Origin of the sequence: Nocardiopsis sp. NPDC050513 (assembly GCF_044457925.1) — a bacterium.
GTDB lineage: Bacteria > Actinomycetota > Actinomycetes > Streptosporangiales > Streptosporangiaceae > Nocardiopsis.
The window spans coordinates 380,397-400,648 of sequence record NZ_JBITHK010000002.1 but is presented as its reverse complement, the minus strand read 5'-3'; the positions used below and the strand labels follow the sequence as shown (position 1 = coordinate 400,648).

Sequence of the window (20,252 nt, the reverse complement as noted above, 5' to 3'; positions counted from 1 at the left end):
GAGGGTGGTGTCGCTTCAGCGGCACCACCCGCCTACTTCATGGGTGGGCGTGACCGCAGGAACGCCCGCGCACGCCTGAATCTCCGAGGGCGGAGATTCGGGCGCTCGGTGTCGCATTCGCCTCCGGTTATGTCTCCCTATGAGGGACGTAAGGCGGAGAAGGGCGACGACCCCTGGGAGGGTGCGCGTGAACGAGTACGAGCAGACACTGTCACGGTTGGCTCCGAGGATCACCGACCGGGACCGGCAGATCCTGGTCGGGTTGTGGGAGCACCAGGTGATGACCACCCACCACCTGCACCGCATCTACTTCCCCGACGCCGGACCTCGCCGGGCCCGCTCCCGGCTGCTGGCCCTGTACCGGTACGGGCTGCTCAACCGGTTCCGCCGCCACGCCCACGACCGCAACGCCCCCGACCACTGGATCCTGTCCCCCACCGGAGCGGTGCTGGTCGCCCTGTACCAGGGCAAGGAGCCCGAGGAGCTGAACTTCCGCTCCGACCGGGCTCTGGCGTTGGCCCACTCGCCAAGGTTGGACCACATCCTCGGCCTGGCCGCGACCCGCGCGGAGTTCGTCGAGAGCGCCCGTGAGGTGGGCGCTGATCTGCTCCGATGGAGGTCGGAGCACGAGTGTAAGGAGAGGTGGGGACGCTACGTCCGCCCGGACGCCCTCGTGCGATGGGAGGAGGGCGAGGTGGTCCTGGACGCGTTCGTGGAGTACGACACCGGCACCGAACCCCTCACCCAGCTCAAGCGGAAGATGCCGGGGTATGCGCTCCTGGCCCAGGCCAGCAAGCTGCCCTCGATCGTGCTGTTCATAGTCCACTCCGACCGGCGCGAGGACAACGCGGCGCGCACGATCGCCTCCGCCTGCACCGGCACGGTGGGGGTGTACCTGACCACCCAGCACCGTCTGGCGGTGGAAGGGGCGGGCGCGCCGATCTGGCGGTTGGCCCACTGCCGTGACCGGGTGGAGCTGTGCGATATCCCCAATGCTTATCCCTGTGAGGATAACGACAATTCCTCGTCCTGGTAGAGGGGTCGGGATTCCCGATTGTGGCCGCCGGGAAAATCGGATCTGCGTTCGGTGGAGATGAGAAGAGGGAGGGGATGGTTGGCAGGGTCGGTGAAGCCTTGACGGGTGGTCGTGGCCGTGGGGGGTACTCCATTGGCGGGCCTGTGACTCCGCCTGTGACTGGGCCGGTAAGTGGGCCGTTACCGCGTCCGCCGTGGCCTCCGCCTGGGGCTCCTGCCTTGGGTGGACCACCCTCGGTGGTGTGTTCAGTGCAGGTCGGGCGGGCTGTGGGGTGGTCCGCCGGCCGCCCCGGCTGTATACCCAAGTGGGTAGTCCTCTTCACGTAGGGCGCGCGGCGCCCGGGGTGTGCGGGGGCGGGCCCGCCTCCGCACACCCTCTCTGCGACGCCCCTGCGACTCCCACCCACCCGCCCCCTCCCACCCTTTCTTGTCCACCACACCCTCCATTTATTGATGCACCTCTATGGCACAACTTGACGCGGTCAAGATCGCGCAGGCAGGTGAGAGCGATGGCGGCGCGCGTTTTTCTCGCTCCGCTTTTTCTTGGTTGCCGTGAACTGCTTCGCGGCTCGCCGGGCGAGCACCGGCGGCGCCGCGTGTTCGCCACCTCGTGCTCGCAGGTCGGGTGTCGCATCTGCGGTGGGGCCGTCTTCCTAGGAGGTCGTCAGAGGGAAAGCGCCGACGGATCCGGACGGATCACGAAAGGGCGGACATGGGGGACGCGAATCGGCAGACACCGCTGGTGGGCCACGTGGCGGCGGGGACACCGCACCCGCGCCCCACGGGCCGGGGCGGTGTGGTGGGGGCGGACGGGCGGTTTGGTGGCCCCACACGCCCCGATGCCCGTGACGGGGGCTGGCAGGCGCGTGCCGCGTGTTGGGGGATGGACCCGGACCTGTGGTTCCCGCCCCAGGGTGGGTCGGTGCGCGCGGCCAAGCGGGTGTGCCGGGTGTGTCCGGTCCAGGTCAACTGTCTGGCCGAGGCAATGAAGCGCGGTGAGCTGTACGGGGTGTGGGGTGGCGCCTCGGAGGAGGAACGGCGCCAGTTCCGCACCGCTGTCCGTGACGAGCGTGGGGGAGGTGCTCATGGCCGAGGACGAGCGGCCTAACAACGATCGCGAAGATGTGGTGCCGGAGCGGTTGTTGACGATCCCGGAGGCGGCGCGGGTGTTGGCGGTGCCGGAGTCGTGGTTGCGTGAGCGGGTCCGGCTGCGGCGGGTGCCGCATCGCAGGCTCGGCAAGCATGTCCGGTTCTCCAGCACCGATCTGGAGCAGATCGTGGAGAAGGCTGCCCAGCAGGTGGTCGTCCCCGCACGGCGCACCTTCTACGGGCGGCAGGGGCTGCGGTAGGGGAGGAGCAACGAGTGAGCCGGTGGGGCGGGTGTGCACCCGCCCCACCGGCATGTCCGGGGTCAGGAGATGAGTCGGAGGCGTCGTTCACCGTCGGGGTCGGTCCACGGCCCGGTGGGCGGGCCGTCGATGGCCTCGATCATGGTGTCGTCGATGTCGGTGACCAGGTGCCCGTACCGGTCCATCGTCGTGGTGATCGAGGTGTGCCCCAGGCGGCGTTGGATCTTGAACACGTGCACGTCCTTGTCGATCAGCCACGCCACGTGGGTGTGGCGCAGGTCGTGGATGCGCGGCTTCTTCCCCAACCCCCGTTTCTGGGCTTCCTTGACCCCGGGCACCCACCTGCGCCCGTAGAACGAGGAGTGCCGCCACCAGGACCCCTGCTTGGTGGTGAACACGAACTCTTCTGGGCCCTTGCCTTCCAGGCGGGGGCGGATGAGGTCGATGGTGCCGGGGGAGAGCGGGATGCGCCTGCGTGAGCTGCGGGTCTTGGGCGCGCCGAGTTTGAAGGTGTTGTCGGGTCGGCGCTTCCAGGCTCGGCGTACGTCCAGGTACCCGCGTACGGTCGTGGTGCCGTCGGCCCCGACGGCTCGGGTGAGGGTGATGTCGCGGACCTGGAGGGCGGTGAGTTCGCTGTAGCGCATCCCGGAGCGTGCGAACACCTCCACCATGTCGCGGACGTCCTCGGCCATGGAGTCCCGCAACAGGGTGAGTTCCTCGCGGGTGAGGAAGCACATCTCCCAGTCGCCCTCGCCGTCGTCGACGCGGGGTAGGCGGGTGCGTGAGGCCGGGTTGGAGGGCCGGATGGGTGGGTCTTCTCGGACGGCGGCCTCGCAGATGGTGAACAGCAGCGCATGGAGGTTGTGGATGGACTTGGGAGACAGGGGCTTGCGCAGCCATCCCGGTTCCTTCTTGCGGCCTCGGCTGGGTGTGTCGGTCCGGTACGGGGCTGTGGGGTCAGGGGTGCCGGTGCGCAGCTGGTTGACCCAGGCCCGCACGTCTTTCGGCTTGAGCTGGGACGTGTCGCGCAGGTTCACTTGCCCGAAGGCGGGGAGCAGGTGGTTGGTGAGGTCGCGGTGGTAGTCGGCGCGGGTGCGTTCCTCGATGCCGGTCATCGAGTCGATCAGTTCGCGGGCGAAGTCGGCGAACAGCACCGGCTCCGCCTCGGGCCCGTCGTCTTCGTCGACCGTGACCCAGCCGTGGCCGGGAACCCACCCCTGTGCCCACCCCTGGCGGGGGATCCAGTTCTCCGGCCACTGATGGTCGGCTGCTTCGACATGCAGGCGGAAGGTGTGGGCGTCGGCGTGGACGTCGAACGGTTCGGACTGGGGTGCCCCGCCACGGGTGCCGCCCAGGCGCCATTTCACCCAGTACCGGGTGCGCCCGTCGGCCAGTGTGCGCTGGTTGATGGTTGCCATGCGTGGACCATCGCTTGGGTGCGGGCCGAAGCGAAGGGAATCGGCGAAAGATCTTCGAGAACCTTCGACCCGGACGCCACTACGGGTCTTTCGTCCGCATTCGCGCAGGATGTCGGTCTGTCACCCCCGACCGGTGCACCCCCGTGCACCCCCACACCGGTGTGAGTGACGGGGTGGGTGGTGCACACTCACCAGACGAATCTTTACCCCCATGCACCCGCTGGTGCACCCCCGGCAACGCGAAAGGCCCTGACCTTCGCGCGTTTGCGCTGGTCAGGGCCTTATCAGCTCTGGGGTGAGTGACGGGACTTGAACCCGCGACTTCTTGGACCACAACCAAGTGCTCTACCGGCTGAGCTACACCCACCATGTCCGCCCGGCCTCGCGGCCCTGCGTACATCCAGAATCTTAGCGGACTCCGAGCACTGCTTCGATCAGTTATCGGCGTTGCGCCGTTCCGCCGCGGCCTCGCGAGCGGAAACACCAGTGCCGCCGGCCGCCACGTCGGCCGCGATGGCGCGTGCCGTCTCGGAGCTCGGACCCGGCTCGGGCACGAACGCGGCCGCGCGGTAGTAGCGCAGTTCACGGATGCTCTCGGTGATGTCGGCGAGGGCCCTGTGGCCGCCGTTCTTCTCCGGGCTCGCGTAGTACACGCGCGGGTACCAGCGCCGCAGCAGCTCCTTGATGGAGGACACGTCGACCATCCGGTAGTGCAGGAAGTCGTCGATGCGCTTCATGTCGCGGGCCAGGAACGTGCGGTCGGTGGCGATCGAATTGCCGCAGAGCGGGGCCTTGCGCGGCTCCGTCACGTAGCGGCGGATGTGCTCGAGGACCCGGTCCTCGGCCTCCTTCAGGGACACGCCCTTGTCCAGTTCCGCCAGGAGGCCCGAGGTGGTGTGCATGTCCCGGACGAAGTCGCCCATCTGGTCCAGTGCGGCCTGCGGGGGTTTGACGACGATGTCCACACCCTCGTCGAGGATGTTCAACTCGCCATCCGTGACCAGGCACGCCACCTCGATCAGCGCGTCGTTCTCGAGGTCGAGCCCCGTCATCTCGCAGTCGATCCACACCAGACAGTCGTTCATACCGGCCAGCTTAGGCCGTGTCGGGAGTGCCGGGGGTGGCGGAGAGCGCCCGGACCTGGGTCGTCCGACCGCCCCTGGTGTCGTTCAGAACCAGACGTACTGGCCTGGGACGCCGACGGCGAAGACCTGGTACATCCAGTCGTACACGCCCCCCAGCTGAAGGTAGGCGAGTACGCCGATGGCGGCGAGGATCAGGAGGAACGTCGTGCAGCCGCACCCGCAGCCGCCCTTCTTCTTCCGTTTCGCCTCAGGTGGAGGGTGGGGTCGCTGCGGCGGCTGCTGACCGCCTCCGCCCGACCTCTTGCGCCGTCCCCACCGCGGGCGGCGGGGAGCGTTGCCGGGCTGTCCGCCGGGCGCACCCTGGGGAGGCTGACCGGCCATGGGAGGCTGCCCGGGCGCGGGCGGCGGGTAGGGCGGCGGCGCCTGCTGGGGGTAGCCCTGGGGCGGGCGCCCCTGCGGAGGACGGTTCATCTGGTGCGGCGGCGGGGCGGGCGGCCCCTGCGGCGGGCGCCCCGGAGTGTTCGGGGGCGCGGGCGGCGGGTACCCGGGCGGGGCGTTGTAGGCGCCGGGGCGGGGAGCGTTGGGCTGCTGGTACTGGGGGTAGCCCTGCTGGTACGGGCCGGGCTGGGGGTAGCCGCCCTGCGGTGGGCCGTAGGGCGGAGGGGCACTCCGCCCCTGCTGGGGGCCGGGATACGGCTGCTGCGGCGCGCTCGGGGCCTGCTGCTGGTAGCCGTGCGGCGGGGGGTAGCCCGGATACTGCTGGGGCGCGGCCGGAGGGTAGGCCGGTTGGGGACCCGAAGGCTGTCCTGGGTAGGGCGGGTACGCCTGCTGGGGATCGGCGGGCTGGTTCTGGTACGCCTGCTGGGGCCCCGAGGGCTGGTGGTTGTAGGGCTGCTGGGGACCGGACGGCTGGTTCTGGTGGGGTTGTTGCGGTCCGGACGGCTGGTTCTGCTGAGGCTCCTGGGGGCCCGAGCGTTCCTCGGGGCGCGGCTGCTCGGCGGGCTGCTGCGGGGCGCCCTGGCCCTCCTGTTGGGGAGCTTCGGCGGCCGGGGCCGCGGCCTGGCGCTGGGCGGCCTCCTCGGCCCGCTTCCTGGCCTCCGCCTCCCTACGGGCGCGCTCCGCTTCCTCCTGCTTGCGGCGCTGCTCGCGGCGCTCCTCGCTGAGGTCGGACCAGCCCTCCTTCAGGCTGCCGAGGAAACGGTTGAACCGGCCGCCCCTCCTCTCGGCGGCCGGGTCGGTCTCGTCCACCGCGCCGGAGAACATCGGGTCGTTCGGGTCGAAGACCGCCGTGCGCGGCGCCTCCGCGTCCGTACCGGGGGGCTGGGCGATCTCGCCCGGGTTGAACACGGCGGTGCGCGGGGTGTCCTCGATCCGCTGAGGATCGAGCAGCATCGTGCCCGGAGCCTCGTCGATCGCGTCGGTGATGTCCGAGGTGGGGAGTCCGTCGCCGTCCTCGGGCGGGCGGGGGAGGTCGGCGGGGTCCACGCGCATCGTGGCGCCCACTCCGCCCAGGTCGGCGGTGGGGAGTTCGTCCTCGGAGTCGCTCCGGACCCACGAGGGGTCGATGCGCATGGTGCTGGGCTCGTCCTCCACGGGGGCGGGGGTGGCATCGTGCGCCCAGGACGGATCGATGCGCATGGTGCTGGGCTCGTCGTCGACAGGGGTGGCGGGGCGGTCCTGCTCGGGGGCGGTGGCGGACTGGACCCAGGAGGGGTCGATGCGCATCGTGCTGGGCTCGTCGTCCACCGGCACGGGCACGACGGACGGGCCCAGTCGGACGGTCCCCTCGTCCTCGGTGGCGGGCTCTCCCCTCTCCGACGTCTCGGTCTCGCCCTGGAGTTCGCTCAGCGAGCGCGTGTGCCGCGACCACGCCTCGCCGTCCCACCATCTGAGCGTCTGCGCGTCGCCGTGCGGATCCGCGTACCAACCCGGCTCGATTGTTCCACCCATGGCCGACAGACTAAGGGGTCGTAGCGTCGGAGGAGACCACTGGAGTCCTGTTCCTCACCCTCGGGAGACCGCTGTCGGCCGCTGCGCGGGCAGTCGCGGTTCGGGCGGCGTCGGCATACCCGGATCGTCGGGAGCGGAGAACAACCGCGCGCCGTCCAGCGGCCCCGGACCCTTGGACGGGGAACCGGGCACCTGGTCGTGGCTGAAGTGCCCGCCGCGCGACCACGCGCGCTCCAGTTCCTCGGCTGGCGCCCCTCCGTGCCCCGGAGGGCCCGCGGGCCACCGGCGCGGCACGTCCCAGGAGTCCAGCCACTCCAGGATCGGTGACAGGCCGAGCATCGGCCCGTCCGTGAAGGGTTCCTCGGCACGGGCGACCACCGCCACCGTCAGGCACACGCGACCCTCGTTGCCGTGGTCGACGTGGAGCGCGTACCGGTACGTGCGCCCCATCGGCATCCGGCTGCGGCGGGTGGCGGCCAACGACTGGACGACCTCGCCCGTCAGCGGGTTCCACACCAGGTGCACCGACCGGCTCTCCTCGACCAGCCGCCGCGCCTCCTCCTCGGCCGACCACGCGTCGGGGCCGGATCCGGTCACCGTCCACACCGCGCGGGGCGCGCCGATCCCCGAGGGGCCCGGGGCGCGGCCTCCGTCGATCCGTTCCGCACCGGGCATCCACGCATCGAACATGGCAGTTCCCCATCCGGTCGTCATGCGTCCGGGCACCGCGCGGCCGGTCGGCTCCCGGTCGGGCCTGGTCTTCCACTGAGTACGCCAACTCGGGCGAGAAGTCCATAGCCCTTGTTCGCGCGGACAGGGTCATGTCACCTTCCGGTCCCCGGTACCGACTGGGGGAGGGGTCCGCGGCCACGCGGGGGCGGCGGTGCGACGCCGACCGCCCCCGCAGGGCGGCGGCTACTCCTCCTCGTCCCCCGTGATGCGCAGGGAGAACGCCTGGAGGAAGATCTCGCCGATCTCGGTCGGGTCCTCCGTCATGTAGGCGGCTCCGCCCGTGGCGGCCGCGATCTGCTGGAGCGGCTCCAGGTTCTGCACGTCGGGACCGAAGGCGATGGTGATGATCGGGATCGGGCGCGACGCGCTCGACATGTCCTCGATCTGGGAGAGCAGCGCGTCCAGCTCCAGTCCGCCGGGGTTGTCGTTGTCCCCGTCCGTGAGCATGAGGATGACGTTGGTGCGGTCCGGCCGGTAGGTGCGCGACATCTCCTGGTAGGCGGCGAGGTAGGTCTCGTAGAGCGCCGTGTCCCCCTGCGGCAGCGGCGTCAGCCCCGCCAGCGCGGTCGCCAGGACGTCGCGCTGGGCGGCGCCCTGCTCGTCGGTCGCCTGGAGTTCCCGCACGGGCGCCAGCTCCGCGTAGTGGAGGTCGTTGTTGACGTTGGTGGAGAACTGCCACAGCCCCAGTTCGGAGGTGGGCGTGAACATCTGGAGTCCCTCGGTGGCCGCGGCGCTGGTCACCTGCATGCGGGTCATGCCGGTTCCGGGTACCTCGGCGAGCATGGATCCCGAGACGTCCACGATGGTGAGCACCCGGGAGTCCATCTTCAGCTGGTTCCAGGTGCGCGTCAGCTCGGTGACCGACCCCTCGGGCGGCGTCGGCAGCTCCTGGGGGGCCGCCGCGCGGAAGCCCACCTCCTCGGCGAGCACGGAGGCGTCGATCTCGCCGTCGGGGCCGCGGAAGCCCTGGGCGAGCAGAGCGGACTGGGCCTCGTCGGAACGCACGGCGTTGCGGAACACCTCGGCTGCCCGGGTGACGTCGCTCTCCTCGCTGCGCACCACGTAGGGGTAGTCCAGGTAGTAGGTCCCGCCCTCCAGGTAGCTGGCCTGGGCGCTGGCGTTCTGGTGGGCGGTGTTGTAGCGCCACACGGCCTGCTCGGACATGAGCATCACCGGCGGGGCCTCCTCGGTGCCGCCGCTGAGGGCGAGGAAGGCCGCGTCCTCGTCGGGCGAGGCGCCCTGGTGCAGCGCCTGGAGGGCCGCGGTCATGCTCGCGTTGTAGGCGTTCTCGTCCTCGCTGGCCTCCTCCAGCGCTCCGCTGAGCAGGTAGAGGGTGCCCAGCCCGGTGGAGCTGCGCGCCGGGTCGACGATGCGGAGGGTCCGCTCGGCCTGCTCGCCGGGGGCGGTAGTGGGGACGACGTCCGTCCAGCTGCGTTCGGCCTCGCCGTCCGCGTACTCAGCGAGTTCGGCGATGACGAGCGGGGAGCGGGCGACCGACGTGCCGGTCTCGGTGATGACGGCGTCGCCGGACTGGCTCTGCACCAGGCGCGGCCACACGGAGGAGTCCGGGATCCACACGTCGGAGTCGGTGTCGCCCATGGTCGCGCCCGCACCGGTGATGCCGAACGCGACGTTGGCCGAGTCGACCTGGCGGATCTCGGCGGTCACGCACCGCCCGTCCACGGTGTTCTCCTGGGCGTTGAAGTCCGTGGCCACGGTGTCCAGAGCGGGGGCGAGTTCGGGGCTGACCGCCACGTCGAGCTCGATGTCCGAACCACGGCAGCCGTCGGCCTGTTCGAACATGTACACGCCCGCCACGGCCAGGCCGACCACGATCACCAGTGCGGCGGCCAGGGCGGCGAAGGCTCCGCCGCGCCCGCGACGCCGCCGGTTCCGGCGGCGGTCGGGCTCTTCTGCGTATCTTCCGCGGTGACGTCCCACAGCTTTCCTCACGGGGGTGGTGTACGGACGGGGGTCGGGGTCGGCGACGGGTACGGGTCGCACACGCCCGGTGTCCGAAGTGTCCGGACCGGCCGGGTGTTACTGGTCGGAACAGTACTCAACCGGTCAGGTCGGGCGGCGGGCCGACTCGGGCGGCCGGTCGGGTCCCGCCGGTGCGTGTTCGGTGTGATCGGGGTCGCTGTTCCGGTCAGACTGGGGGAATTCGGGTAGATCGGACGCGCTGGCGTGCCCGGGTTCGGCTGAACCGAAAAGCCCATCCGATACCGAATCGCAACCGGCCCGCGTCCGTTCGGAACCAGGACACGGGCCAAGTGGTCAGTTGTCGCAGTTGGGAACGCACAGCCGCCGAGAGATCGAACTCAGGAAGATGTCTCCGATCTCGTCGGGGTCGTCGGTCACGAACAGGGAGCCGCTCGTTGCGGCGGCGATCTGGCGCAGTTCGGCCTCCTCAGCCTGCGTCCCGAAGGCGATGACGAACATGCTGACCGGGCGCTCCGGGTCGAACCGGTCCTGCAACGCGGCGACGAGCTCCGCGTGCGAGATCTCGCTCGAACCGCCGTCCCGTCCGGCGGTGAGCAGGATGACGCTGTTGATCTTGTCCTCGTGGTAGTTGTCCCGCACCAGGTCGTAGGCGTCCAGGATGTTGTCGTACAGCCGGGACTCGCCGCCGCGCACCGAGATCCCCTCGGCGACCTCGACGAGCTCCTGGCGCCGGGTGGTGTCGCCCTCCCCGTCCGAGTCGCCCAGCCGGCGCATCTCGGCGGCCTCGTCGCGGCCCTGGCCGCCGTACTCGTCCGACATCAGCCACAGGCCCATGTCGGTCTCGTCGGGAAACAGGGACAGCCCCAGCAGGGCCGCCTGCTGGGCGACCTCCATCCGACTGGGCCCGCCGTTGAGGTCAGCGGCCATGTTCGCGGAGGTGTCGGCCAGAACCAGGGAGCGGCTGGGCATCGACAGCCGGTTCCAGTCCGTGACGGAGGCGAGCAGTGCGTCCCCGGTCAGGTCGTCGTGCGTCGTCGGCTCGCGCGGGACGTCCCAGGGCTGCGCGGTCAGGGCGGGCGGGGCGTTGCCCCCGGGATCGCGGAAGCCCAGGTCCAACAGGCGTGCGCGGTGTCCCTCCCCGCCCAGCACCGCGTACAGGTCGGCGGCGGCGGACCGGAGCGCGGGGTCGTCGGTGGCGGTGACGTAGGGGTAGTCGAGGCTGACCGTGCCCTCGTCCGGGTAGAGGGCCGCCAACTCCGGGGCCGAGGAGGAGCGTTCGTCGTTGTAGGACGCGACCGCCTGTTCGGGCACCACGATCACCGGGTCCACGCGCTGGTCCGCGGCGGGCGAGCCGGTGAAGAACGTCCCCAGGTCGATCTCGCCGAACGCGCTGTCGAGCTGGACGTCGCGGACGAAGTCGGTCATCGCGGTGTCGGCGTCGTCGCCGGTGCCCAGGATGCGGCGGACCGCGTGCATGACGGCCATGCCGTCGGCGCCCCGGTTGGGGTCGACCATGACCAGGGGGCGGTCCGGTTCGCGCTCGCCGGGAAGGACGAGCTCCCAACTGGCCTCCCCGGGCTCCGGCAGCCCCTCGGTCCCCACGGGGGCGGCCAGCACCACCGGCGAACTGGCGAGCGAGGGCGGGTCGGTCCCGATGGTGTGCGTGCCGCCCGCCGAGACCCGCGCGAGCTCGACCCACACCGAGGACTCGGGCACCCACACGTGCGGGGCGATGGTGGAGTCACCGCGCTGGCCTCCGGCCAGGGCGGACATGATGCGGTGCGGCGCGATCTCGTCGACCTGCGCGTACACGCAGTCGCCGCCGTAGCTGGGCTCCCGGTCGTTGAACTCGGTGGCCGCCTCGCGCAGGACGGGCGCGATGCTCTGGGTCGCGGACACGCGCAGGTACCGGACGTCGCCGCAGCCGAGCGCGTTCAGACCGACCGGGACCGCGATCGCGGCGACGGCGATGAGCGCGACGGCGATGACGGTGAACCCCAGCGGAGACCAGACCGCCCCGCGGGCGGCGGACTCGGTCGGCGCGGGGAATCGGTGACGTCCACTGGGCAACGGGCTTCTCCGGGGAGTGTCGGGGCGCGGCTCTCCGACGGGGCCGTCGGCGGGCCCGGCGGGTCGGGGTTCGGAACGGCGCCGTGCCGGCGGGGCACCGTGAGGGGTGCGAACCATGTCGGGGAGGGCGGCGTCTCACAGGATGAGTCACGAACGACCGGTCAACCTGTGACGAACCTGTCTTCATCAGGACCTTACTCGTTGGTAATGGGGGTGCGAAAGAGGTCGGCCGTCGACCGCGGGACGACCGCCGGCGCGAGGCGCCGGGTCGGCCGACGGTGATCCCTTTGTTACCGTGCTCTCCGCAGAAGTACTCCGCTCCCACGGATAGGCTGGGGCCTCTCCCGTACCCCCGCGGCGGCCGCCTCGTCGAACCCGTGCCGCGGATGTCCGTGTGACCACCGACCCCCGAGGGTTATGGCATGTCCCAGAAGCACCGAGACCATCGGAACCGAGGCACGCTCGGCACCGCCCTGCTCGCCGGCGCCTGCTGCGCGGGCGCGGTGGCCTACGCCCTGCTCGCGGGTCCGGCGCTGCTGCCCGCGGAGGACGTGCAGGCGACGGCGGCCATGACCCCGGACCTGGTCGGTCCGATCGCGGACGACGCCGAGGAGACGGTCGAGACCGGCCCGGTCGGGCAGCTGCGCATCCAGGTCAGCGACCGCGACCGCGCGTGGGTGCGGACCCTCGACTGCACCGGGGACCCGGAGGGGGACCCCGAGGCCTGCTCCGCGCTGGCCCAGGTCGCGGCGGGGCTGGACGACGTCTCCGAAGGACTGTTCACCGAGGTGCGCGAGGGAACGGTGTGCACCGACCAGGTGTACGGCCCGCAGCACGCCACGATCGCGGGCACCTGGGAGGGCCAGGAGGTCGAGACGACGCTGTCGCGGACCGGCTCCTGCGAGGAGGCGCGCTGGCAGCGGCTGCGTCCTCTCACCGAGCGGATCGGCTGAGGCGCCCCCACCGGTCCCCGGACGTCGTTCCGGGCCCCTGCCGGCCGCCTCCCGCGCCGCCCGCGGACACCGTCGAAGCCCGGCGGCCCGCGTCCGCCGGACCGGGGCCGACCACCCGGGCGCGAGGAGCTGGGATCATGGGACCCATGAGCGTCATCAGGGTCACCGACCCCGCCGATCCCCGTCTGGCCGACTACACCAGCCTGCGCGACGTCAACCTCCGCCGCCACCTGGAGGCCGAGTACGGGCTGTTCATGGCCGAGGGCGAGAAGGTGATCCGCCGCGCGGTCTCCGCCGGGTTCGAGCCCCGCAGCTTCCTGCTCACCGAGCGGCGGGCCGAGGCGCTGGACGACGTGGTGGCCGGCGGCACCGCCCCGCTCTACGTGGTCGGTGAGGACACCGCCCGCCGACTCGTCGGGTTCGACCTGCACAGGGGCGCGCTCGCCGCCTTCCACCGCCGTCCGCTGCCCGGCCTCGACGACGTCCTCGCGAAGGCGCGCACCGTCGTCGTGCTGGAGGACCTGGTGGACCACACCAACGTCGGCGCCATCTTCCGCAGCGCCGCCGGTCTCGGTGTCGACGCCGCGGTCCTCGCCCCGCGCTGCGCCGACCCCCTCTACCGGCGGTCCGTCAAGGTGTCGATGGGCGCGGTCTTCACCCTCCCGTACACGCGGTTGGACGACTGGCACGGAGGTCTGGACACGCTTCGGGAGGCCGGTTTCCACCTCATGGCCCTCACCCCCGGAGAGGGTTCGCTGCCGCTGCGCGACGCGATGTCCGCCCTGGGGCCCTCGGACCGGGTCGGGTTGCTCCTGGGGACCGAGGGGGACGGGCTCTCGTCGCGCTGGCTCGAGCGGGCCACGGCGCGTGTGCACATTCCGATGGCCGACCGGGACGTGGACTCGCTCAACGTCACCGCCGCGGCCGCCATCGCCTGCTACGAACTGGTGCGGGCCCCGAGGTGACCCGATCGGCGCCGCGCGGGCCAGGCTAGGGTGGCGCCTGACACGGACCTCACGGCGTGTTCCCGGGTGCGCGACCGCGCCGCCTCGGGGGCGCGCCCGAGCTGAGCGGAGGGAACAGCCACATGGGCGGCCGAGCACTCGTGCAGTGGGAGCAGAACCGGACCAACGCCCCCGATCCACGCGGAGTGGACCTGTACACGGGAGGAGCGGCGCCCGAGTCCGGCCTGGAGGAGGTGGCCTTCTACCAGGTGCCGTACACGCCCTCCACCCAGAGCGCCGACGCGCGTCTGGACATCATCGCGCGGATGCCCGACCTGGAGGTCGTCCAACTCCTGTCCTCGGGGTACGAGCACGTCCTGCCCTTCGTTCCGGACCACGTGACGCTGTGCAACGGACGGGGACTGCACGACGCCAGTACCGCCGAACACGCCCTCGCCCTGATCCTGGCGGCCCAGCGCGACCTGCCCCGGTGGGCGCTCGACCAGAGGGACCGCCGCTGGGAGCCGGTTCCGCAGCGCTCGCTGGCCGACTCCCGGGTGATGATCATCGGATACGGCAGCATCGGCAAGGCGGTGGAGAGCCGCCTGCTCCCCTTCGAGACAGAGGTCGTGCGGGTGGCCAGCCGCGCCCGGCCCGACGAGGACGTGCACGGCGTCGACGACCTGCACGCCCTGCTGCCCGGTGCGGACATCGTCGTCCTCGTCACACCGCTCACCGAGCGTACGCGCGGCCTGTTCGGTGCGCGGGAGTTCGCCCTCCTGCGGGACGACGCGCTCGTGGTCAACGTGGGGCGCGGCCCGGTCCTCGACACGGAGGCCCTGCTGGCGCAGAACGGCCGTGTGCGGGCCGCCCTGGACGTCACCGACCCGGAGCCGCTCCCGGCCGACCACCCGATGTGGGACGCGCCGGGTGTCTTCTTCACACCGCACGTGGCGGGCGGGTCGTCGGCCTTCCATCCCCGCGCGCGTGCCTTCCTGGACCAGCAGCTGGCCCGGTGGGCCAAGGGCGAGCCGCTCGCGAACGTCGTCCGCCCGGCGCGCTGATCCTCCCGACCTGGGTGGATTGTCGGTATCACGGGTCACACTGGAAGCATGCGGATAGCGTTGGTCGCCGACGGCGAGGGCGGCGGCTGGCTCCAGGAACTGGGGGACACCCCCGGTTCGGTCCGCCGTGTCACCGACCTCGCCGACGCCGTCCGCCGCGCCGAGCACGCCCTCCCCGAACCGCCGCGCTGGGTGTGGTCCGCGAGCGAGGACGTCTACCCCGACCTGGTCGGCGCCGGGGTGCGCGTGGCACGCTGCCACGACGTCGCACTGACCGAGGCGCTGCTGCTCGGATACCGCGGGCGCCACGGGGAGGCGCACTCCCTGGGCGCCGCCTGGGCCCGGCTGCACGGCCGCCCCGTCCCCGACGACCCGGTGCGCCCGCTGGGAGAGGGCGCGACCGCCCAGCCCGCCCTGTTCGACGCCGACCGCTCCACCCTGCCCCCGGGCACCGACCGCCTGGCCGCGCTGGTCGAGGTCCACGGGGACCAGCTGCGCCGCACCGCCGGACTGCCTGATCCGTCCCGGATGCGGCTGCTGACCGCGGTGGAGTCGGCGGGCGGCCTGGCCGCCGCGGAGATGAGCCACGACGGGCTGCCCTGGCGGACCGACGTCCACGACCAGATCCTCACCGACCTGCTCGGGCCCCGGCCCCCGGCCGGGCAGCGGCCCCGCGTCCTCGCCGAGTTGGCCGCGCGCATCAGCGACATCGTCGGCCGCGACGTCAACCCGGACTCACCCACCCAGGTGCTCAGGGCGATGGCGTGGGTCGGCCACCCCGTCGAGTCGACCCGGTCCTGGGTGCTGGAACGCGTCGACCACCCCGTGGTCCCCCTGCTCCTGCGCTACAAGGAGCTGTCCCGCCTGCACTCCGCCAACGGGTGGGCCTGGTTGGACACCTGGGTACGCGAGCGCCCGGGGCCGCACGGCGAACGGCTCGGCCGCTTCCACCCCGACTACGTGGTCGGCGGGGTCGTCTCCGGCCGGTGGGCCACCCGCGGCGGCGGCGCCCTCCAGATACCCAAGGCCGTGCGCGGGGCGGTGCGGGCCGACCCGGGGTGGGTGCTCGTGCGCGCCGACGCCGGCCAGCTCGAACCCCGCGTCCTGGCGGCCGTGTCCGGGGACGACGCCCTGGCGGCCGCGGCGGCGGAGGACGACCTGTACGCCCGGTTGGCCGTCCACGTCGGCGGTGACCGCGAGCGCGCCAAGATCGGCATGCTCGCGGCCATGTACGGACAGACCTCCGGTGACGCCGCGCCCCTGCTGAGCACCATGCGCCGCCTGTACCCCCGGGCCCTGGAGTACGTGGACCGGGCGGCCCGGACCGGAGAGGACGGCGGGACCGTGCGTTCGTGGTTGGGGCGCACCTCGCCCGCGCCGCCGTCCTGGTCGACCACCGTGTCCGCTCCCGGCGGCGACCGCCGCCGTCGCGCCCACGGCCGATTCACCCGCAACTTCGTCGTGCAGGCCACGGCCGCGGAGTGGGCGCTCGTCCTGCTGGCGGCGTTGCGGCAACGCCTGCCGTCGCTGCCGGAGGGCGCGGGAATCGTCTTCTTCGTGCACGACGAGGTCGTCCTCCACGTCCCCGGTCCCATGGCGGAGGAGGCCCTCCACGCCGTCTCCGAGGCGGAGACCCGCACCCGGACCACCCTGTTCGGGGACACTCCGGTCCGATTCCCCCTGGACACGGTCGTCACGGACGACTACGCACGACACTGACGGAAAGGGGACACGCGGCGTCGCGCGTCCGCTACCGGACGGCGTGGACTTCTTGCAAACTCGCCCGGCTACGCCCATTCTTGGACGCGGACGTATCGTCGGCCCGCCGCTTCAGGGGTGCCCCAGCCCCTCCCGGCGGTACTCAGAAAGGGTGAGATCCCCCCGTGCGGAGCCGTTTCAGATCATGTGCGGGAACCACGGCCGCGTTCGCGGTCGCCTTCACCGCCCTCGGCGCGGCCCCCGCGTGGGCGGAGCCGATCGTGGAGGACCGGCCGCCCGTCACCGACCGGCTCGCCGGCGACCAGGGCCCCAGCGGCGTCGACCCGAGCGACGGCACCCCCGCGCCCAACGTCGCCGACGCCGACGCGCTGCGGCGTGACGCCCGTGTCGCCCCCTTCCGGGAGGCGCGCAGCGTCGAGTACTTCGCCGTCGCTCCCGAGAGCCTGCCCCGCGAGGTGGTCAGGGCGGTCCGCGACATCGAGGGCGTCGAGCACGTCGTGACCGTGGACGCCGCGCGCGTCGGGATCGACGGAGAACCCACCTCCGTGCTCGGCGTCGACCCCTCGACCTTCCGCAACCACGCCCCCGCCCCGTCGGCGGAGTCGGACGAGATCTGGCAGGGCGTCGCCGAGGGCCGCATCGCACTGTCGAACGCGGTCGGCACCGAACGCGACCTCGAGTTGGGCAGCGAGGTCGGCGTCGCGGGCGGCCGGGGCCAGGTGGACCTGGAGGTGTGGACGCACGCCACCTCCGGCATCGCCGGGATCGACGCCCTCATCTCCCGCGACCGCGCCGCCGAACTGGGGATGCCCGAGGGCAACGCGCTGCTCGTGTCCGCTCCCGACGCCGACCTGTGGGCGCTGTACGACGCCCTGTCGGACACCCTGGGCGAGGACGTCTCCCTCCAACTGGTCGCCGACGCCGACGCGCCCGCCGAGCCCGGCGAGGCAGTTCCCTCCTCGGTCATCGAGCAGGTCATCGCGAACGCGGAGAGCCAGATCGGCGTGCCCTACGTGTGGGGCGGAGAGACCCCCGAGGGCGGCTTCGACTGTTCGGGACTGCTGCAGTGGGCCTTCCGCGAGGCGGGAGTGGACATCCCGCGCGTCACGCACGACCAGTGGAACGCCGGGGAGCGCGTCGACTTCGAGGACGCCGAGCGCGGCGACCTGCTCTTCTGGCGCTCGGACCCGACCGCGCCCGACTACATCTCGCACGTGGCCATCTACCTGGGCGACGGCAGGATGCTGGAGGCGCCGAGGACCGGTCTGGACGTGCGCGTGACCGAGGTGCGGACGGCGAACTTCGCGGGCGTGGTGCGCGTGCGGACCTGACGCCGCGCGGCTCTGCCTCCGGCGGCACGAGAGCGGGCCGTGGCGCCACCGCACTGGTGGCACCACGGCCCGCTCGTCTCTCCTTGCCCGAAGAACCCAGCCGGGAGGGGAAGGCAGGCCTCGGTTCAGGAGGGGGGACAGGGCCGTCGCTGAGGGAGGGGGAGACAGCGCGCGCACCCTGTTTTCGGTGGTATTGAGTTCTGCCGGGACACACGACCGGTCGACACCGGGGGTCCCGTCGCACAGGGTCTACATAAGCAGTGCCAGGGCGATTTGGCAAGGGGATCCGACCAGCCGGGATCACGCTTCGGACACGTGCTGACGACGCGTCGTTCGGGGACCGCACGGGCGTTCGGCGCCGTTCCCCGCGTGTTCGACTCCTCCTCCTGCGCTCGCTCGCGTCGGTGGTCGACAGGGTCGGTGGTCGCCGCCCTCCGGGCCCGGTCCCGTGATGTTCAGCGCCCGGCAGCGTACCCCTGGGACGCGCGGGCGTCGGCGGCGGCCCGCAGCTCGCCCGAGTCCGGGTCGCGCGCCACGGCGGCCAGACGGCCGAGCGTCCAGGGACGGGCGACCTCGACCCGGTGTCCCCGGCGGACCAGCTCGGCGATGACGTCCTCGCCCACGCCCCGCTCGACGATCAGGTGGCCCGGGACGGTCTCGCGCGGGTGGAAGGAACTCGCGAAGGCACTGGTGTGGAACATCGGGGTGTCCAGGGCTTCCTGGAGGTCGTCGACCCCGTGGAGGATCCTCAGCAGGGCGGTGAACGTCCACTGGTCCTGCTGGTCGCCGCCGGGTGTGCCGATCGCCAGGACCGCCTGCCCGTCCTGCCTGGTCACGAGCGTGGGGGACAGGGTGGTGCGCGGGCGTTTGCGGGGCGCGAGCGCGTTGGGCGAGGCGGGGTCGAGCCAGAACATCTGCGCCCGGGTGCCGAGCGGGAAGCCCAGGGCGGGGATGACCGGGGAGCTGGAGAGCCAGCCGCCGCTGGGCGTGGCCGAGACCATGTTGCCGTGCGCGTCGACCACGTCCACGTGGCAGGTGTCGCCGCGCAGGTCGGCGGGGGCGGCCCCGGTGGGGCCGACCGTGGGTTCGCCGGTGGTGCGGTCGGCGGGGACCCCGTCGGGTGTGTACACGGGCGGCTCGAAGGGGGTGCGTCCCGCGACCGGTCCGGGGCGCGGCGCGGGGTTCGCGCGGGCGTCGTCGACGAGGCCCGCCAGCCGCGCGGTGTGGTCGGCGCCCAGGAGCTCCTTGAGGGGGACGTCGACGTGGTCGGGGTCGCCGTACCAGGCCTCACGGTCGGCGAAGGCGAGCTTGGCGCCCTCGGTGACGCGGTGCACGAACTCGGCGCTGACGCCGTCGCGCACGTCGTGGCCCGTGCCCAGCGCCTCGGCGATCCGCAACTGCTGGAGCAGGACCGGTCCCTGTCCCCAGGGGCCGGTCTTGTGCACGGTGTGCGCGCCGTGCGCGACGCTCACCGGATCCTCGTAGGAGGCGCTCCAGTCGGCCAGGTCCTGGGCGGTCAGCAGGGCCTGCCGTGGTACTCCGGAGCCGTCGGGCACGGGCGCCGAGAGGAAGTCGCCCACGGCCTCGGCGACGAACCCCTGCGACCAGGCGCGCCGGGCCGCCTCGATCTGGGCCTCCCGGTCGGTCCCTGCGTGCTCGGCCTCGGTGACGACACGGCGGTAGGTGGCGGCCAGGGCGGGATTGCGCAGGCGGGATCCGGGTCTGGGCGCGGAGCCGCGGGGCAGGTAGACCTCGGCGGATCCGGGCCAGTGCCGGGAGAAGACCGGGGCGAGGGCGGCGACGGTCTCGCCGATGCGCTCCAGGAGGGGGTAGCCGCGTTCGGCGAGGCCGATGGCGTGGTCCAGGACGTCGCGCACGGTCATGGTGCCGTGGTCGCGCAGGAGCAGCATCCAGGCGTCGAAGGAGCCGGGAACGGTGGCGGCCAGCACGCCGTTGCCCGGGATGCGGTCCATGTCCGCGAACGCGCCGACGGTGGCGGCGGCGGGCGCGACGCCCTGTCCGCACAGCACGCGCGGGGCGGCTCCGGCGGACTGGAAGATCATCGGGACCTCGCCGCCGGGGCCGTTCAGGTGGGGCTCGACGACCTGGAGGGTGAAGCCCGCGGCGACCGCGGCGTCGAAGGCGTTGCCGCCGCGTTCGAGTACCGACATGCCGGTGGCACTGGCGAGCCAGTGCGTGGAGGCGACCATCCCGAAGTCGCCGCGGAGCTGGGGGCGCGTGGTGAAACCGGGCATGGCTCTCCTCGGAGGTCGGGGACGGTGATCCGACGCGACCGCGCCCGGAGGGGCGCGTGCCGCACCGGTGTGGCCGTGGTCACCGGGTCTGACCGTCGATGCGACCGTATCCCACGGGAGGGCCCCGCGGAGCGCCGTCCACAGGCCGAAACGTGCGGCGCCCGGTTGTCCACAGGCCGGTGGCCCGGGGCTGGCGTTACACCCCACCCCGGGCCACCATTGGTTCGGGGGCCCCTGCTCCCCGGCCGCTTCGTGCTGCCGGCCGAACGCCTCCCACCCCGTTCGACCGGGCACGGAACTCGGACAGCCACCCCCGCGTCACGTTCCACGGGCACGCGTCCCGCGGCCAAGCCCCCGGACGCCCCACGCGTACCCCTGACACCTCACGGGTACCCCTGGACGC

The 20,252-nt window shown here is 72.3% G+C and carries 15 protein-coding genes and 1 tRNA gene; 8 read left to right on the top strand and 8 right to left on the bottom strand.

All coding sequences use genetic code 11. The features are described 5' to 3' along the window. Positions 1-187: 187 nt before the first annotated feature. The 3 genes from ACIBFB_RS04390 (at position 188) to ACIBFB_RS04380 (ending at position 2,384) form a co-directional block, all read left to right on the top strand. Positions 188-1,036 carry a replication-relaxation family protein gene (locus ACIBFB_RS04390; RefSeq protein ID WP_397226078.1) on the top strand — a complete coding sequence of 283 codons (849 nt, stop codon included), beginning with the start codon at positions 188-190 and terminating at the stop codon, positions 1,034-1,036. A gap of 711 nt (positions 1,037-1,747) precedes the next feature. Further along, positions 1,748-2,143, top strand: a complete 396-nt coding sequence (locus tag ACIBFB_RS04385) for a WhiB family transcriptional regulator (protein ID WP_397226076.1) — start codon at positions 1,748-1,750, stop codon at positions 2,141-2,143. After that, positions 2,121-2,384 carry a helix-turn-helix domain-containing protein gene (locus tag ACIBFB_RS04380; RefSeq protein WP_397226074.1) on the top strand — a complete coding sequence of 88 codons (264 nt, stop codon included), beginning with the start codon at positions 2,121-2,123 and terminating at the stop codon, positions 2,382-2,384. The genes ACIBFB_RS04385 and ACIBFB_RS04380 overlap by 23 nt, the downstream gene beginning before the upstream one ends. A 62-nt stretch (positions 2,385-2,446) precedes the next feature. Here the strand turns inward: ACIBFB_RS04380 and ACIBFB_RS04375 are convergent, their stop codons facing one another. From ACIBFB_RS04375 to ACIBFB_RS04345, 7 genes are all read right to left on the bottom strand, one after another. Continuing rightward, positions 2,447-3,802, bottom strand: a complete 1,356-nt coding sequence (locus ACIBFB_RS04375) for a tyrosine-type recombinase/integrase (protein WP_397226072.1) — start codon at positions 3,800-3,802, stop codon at positions 2,447-2,449. 291 nt (positions 3,803-4,093) lie between these two features. After that, a tRNA-His gene (locus tag ACIBFB_RS04370) sits at positions 4,094-4,169 on the bottom strand. 67 nt (positions 4,170-4,236) lie between these two features. Continuing rightward, positions 4,237-4,887 (bottom strand): oligoribonuclease, encoded by a 651-nt coding sequence (gene orn / locus ACIBFB_RS04365; RefSeq protein WP_397226070.1) that lies wholly within the window; start codon positions 4,885-4,887, stop codon positions 4,237-4,239. Positions 4,888-4,971: 84 nt separating this feature from the next. Beyond that, positions 4,972-6,837, bottom strand: a complete 1,866-nt coding sequence (locus tag ACIBFB_RS04360; RefSeq protein WP_397226068.1) for a hypothetical protein — start codon at positions 6,835-6,837, stop codon at positions 4,972-4,974. A 54-nt stretch (positions 6,838-6,891) separates the two neighbouring features. Next, positions 6,892-7,527: a hypothetical protein gene (locus ACIBFB_RS04355; RefSeq protein ID WP_397226066.1), complete on the bottom strand. Its 636-nt coding sequence runs from the start codon at positions 7,525-7,527 to the stop codon at positions 6,892-6,894. A 225-nt stretch (positions 7,528-7,752) separates the two neighbouring features. Further along, positions 7,753-9,510, bottom strand: a complete 1,758-nt coding sequence (locus ACIBFB_RS04350) for a substrate-binding domain-containing protein (RefSeq protein ID WP_397226064.1) — start codon at positions 9,508-9,510, stop codon at positions 7,753-7,755. Positions 9,511-9,846: 336 nt separating this feature from the next. Next, positions 9,847-11,583, bottom strand: a complete 1,737-nt coding sequence (locus ACIBFB_RS04345) for a substrate-binding domain-containing protein (RefSeq protein WP_397226062.1) — start codon at positions 11,581-11,583, stop codon at positions 9,847-9,849. A gap of 422 nt (positions 11,584-12,005) precedes the next feature. Here ACIBFB_RS04345 and ACIBFB_RS04340 point away from each other — a divergent pair, with 422 nt between their 5' ends. From ACIBFB_RS04340 to ACIBFB_RS04320, 5 genes are all read left to right on the top strand, one after another. Beyond that, positions 12,006-12,536 (top strand): hypothetical protein, encoded by a 531-nt coding sequence (locus tag ACIBFB_RS04340; protein ID WP_397226060.1) that lies wholly within the window; start codon positions 12,006-12,008, stop codon positions 12,534-12,536. Between the two features lie 146 nt (positions 12,537-12,682). Further along, a complete protein-coding gene (locus ACIBFB_RS04335) occupies positions 12,683-13,501 on the top strand; it encodes a TrmH family RNA methyltransferase (RefSeq protein WP_397226058.1) in 819 nt (272 codons plus the stop codon). Positions 13,502-13,623: 122 nt separating this feature from the next. Continuing rightward, on the top strand, positions 13,624-14,544 hold the full coding sequence (locus tag ACIBFB_RS04330) for a 2-hydroxyacid dehydrogenase (protein ID WP_397226056.1): 921 nt from the start codon (positions 13,624-13,626) through the stop codon (positions 14,542-14,544). 48 nt (positions 14,545-14,592) lie between these two features. Beyond that, a complete protein-coding gene (locus ACIBFB_RS04325) occupies positions 14,593-16,263 on the top strand; it encodes a bifunctional 3'-5' exonuclease/DNA polymerase (protein WP_397226054.1) in 1,671 nt (556 codons plus the stop codon). Between the two features lie 164 nt (positions 16,264-16,427). Beyond that, positions 16,428-17,594, top strand: a complete 1,167-nt coding sequence (locus ACIBFB_RS04320; protein ID WP_397226052.1) for a C40 family peptidase — start codon at positions 16,428-16,430, stop codon at positions 17,592-17,594. Between the two features lie 455 nt (positions 17,595-18,049). Here ACIBFB_RS04320 and ACIBFB_RS04315 read toward each other — a convergent pair whose 3' ends face one another. Further along, positions 18,050-19,849: a gamma-glutamyltransferase family protein gene (locus ACIBFB_RS04315; RefSeq protein WP_397226050.1), complete on the bottom strand. Its 1,800-nt coding sequence runs from the start codon at positions 19,847-19,849 to the stop codon at positions 18,050-18,052. Positions 19,850-20,252: the final 403 nt, after the last annotated feature.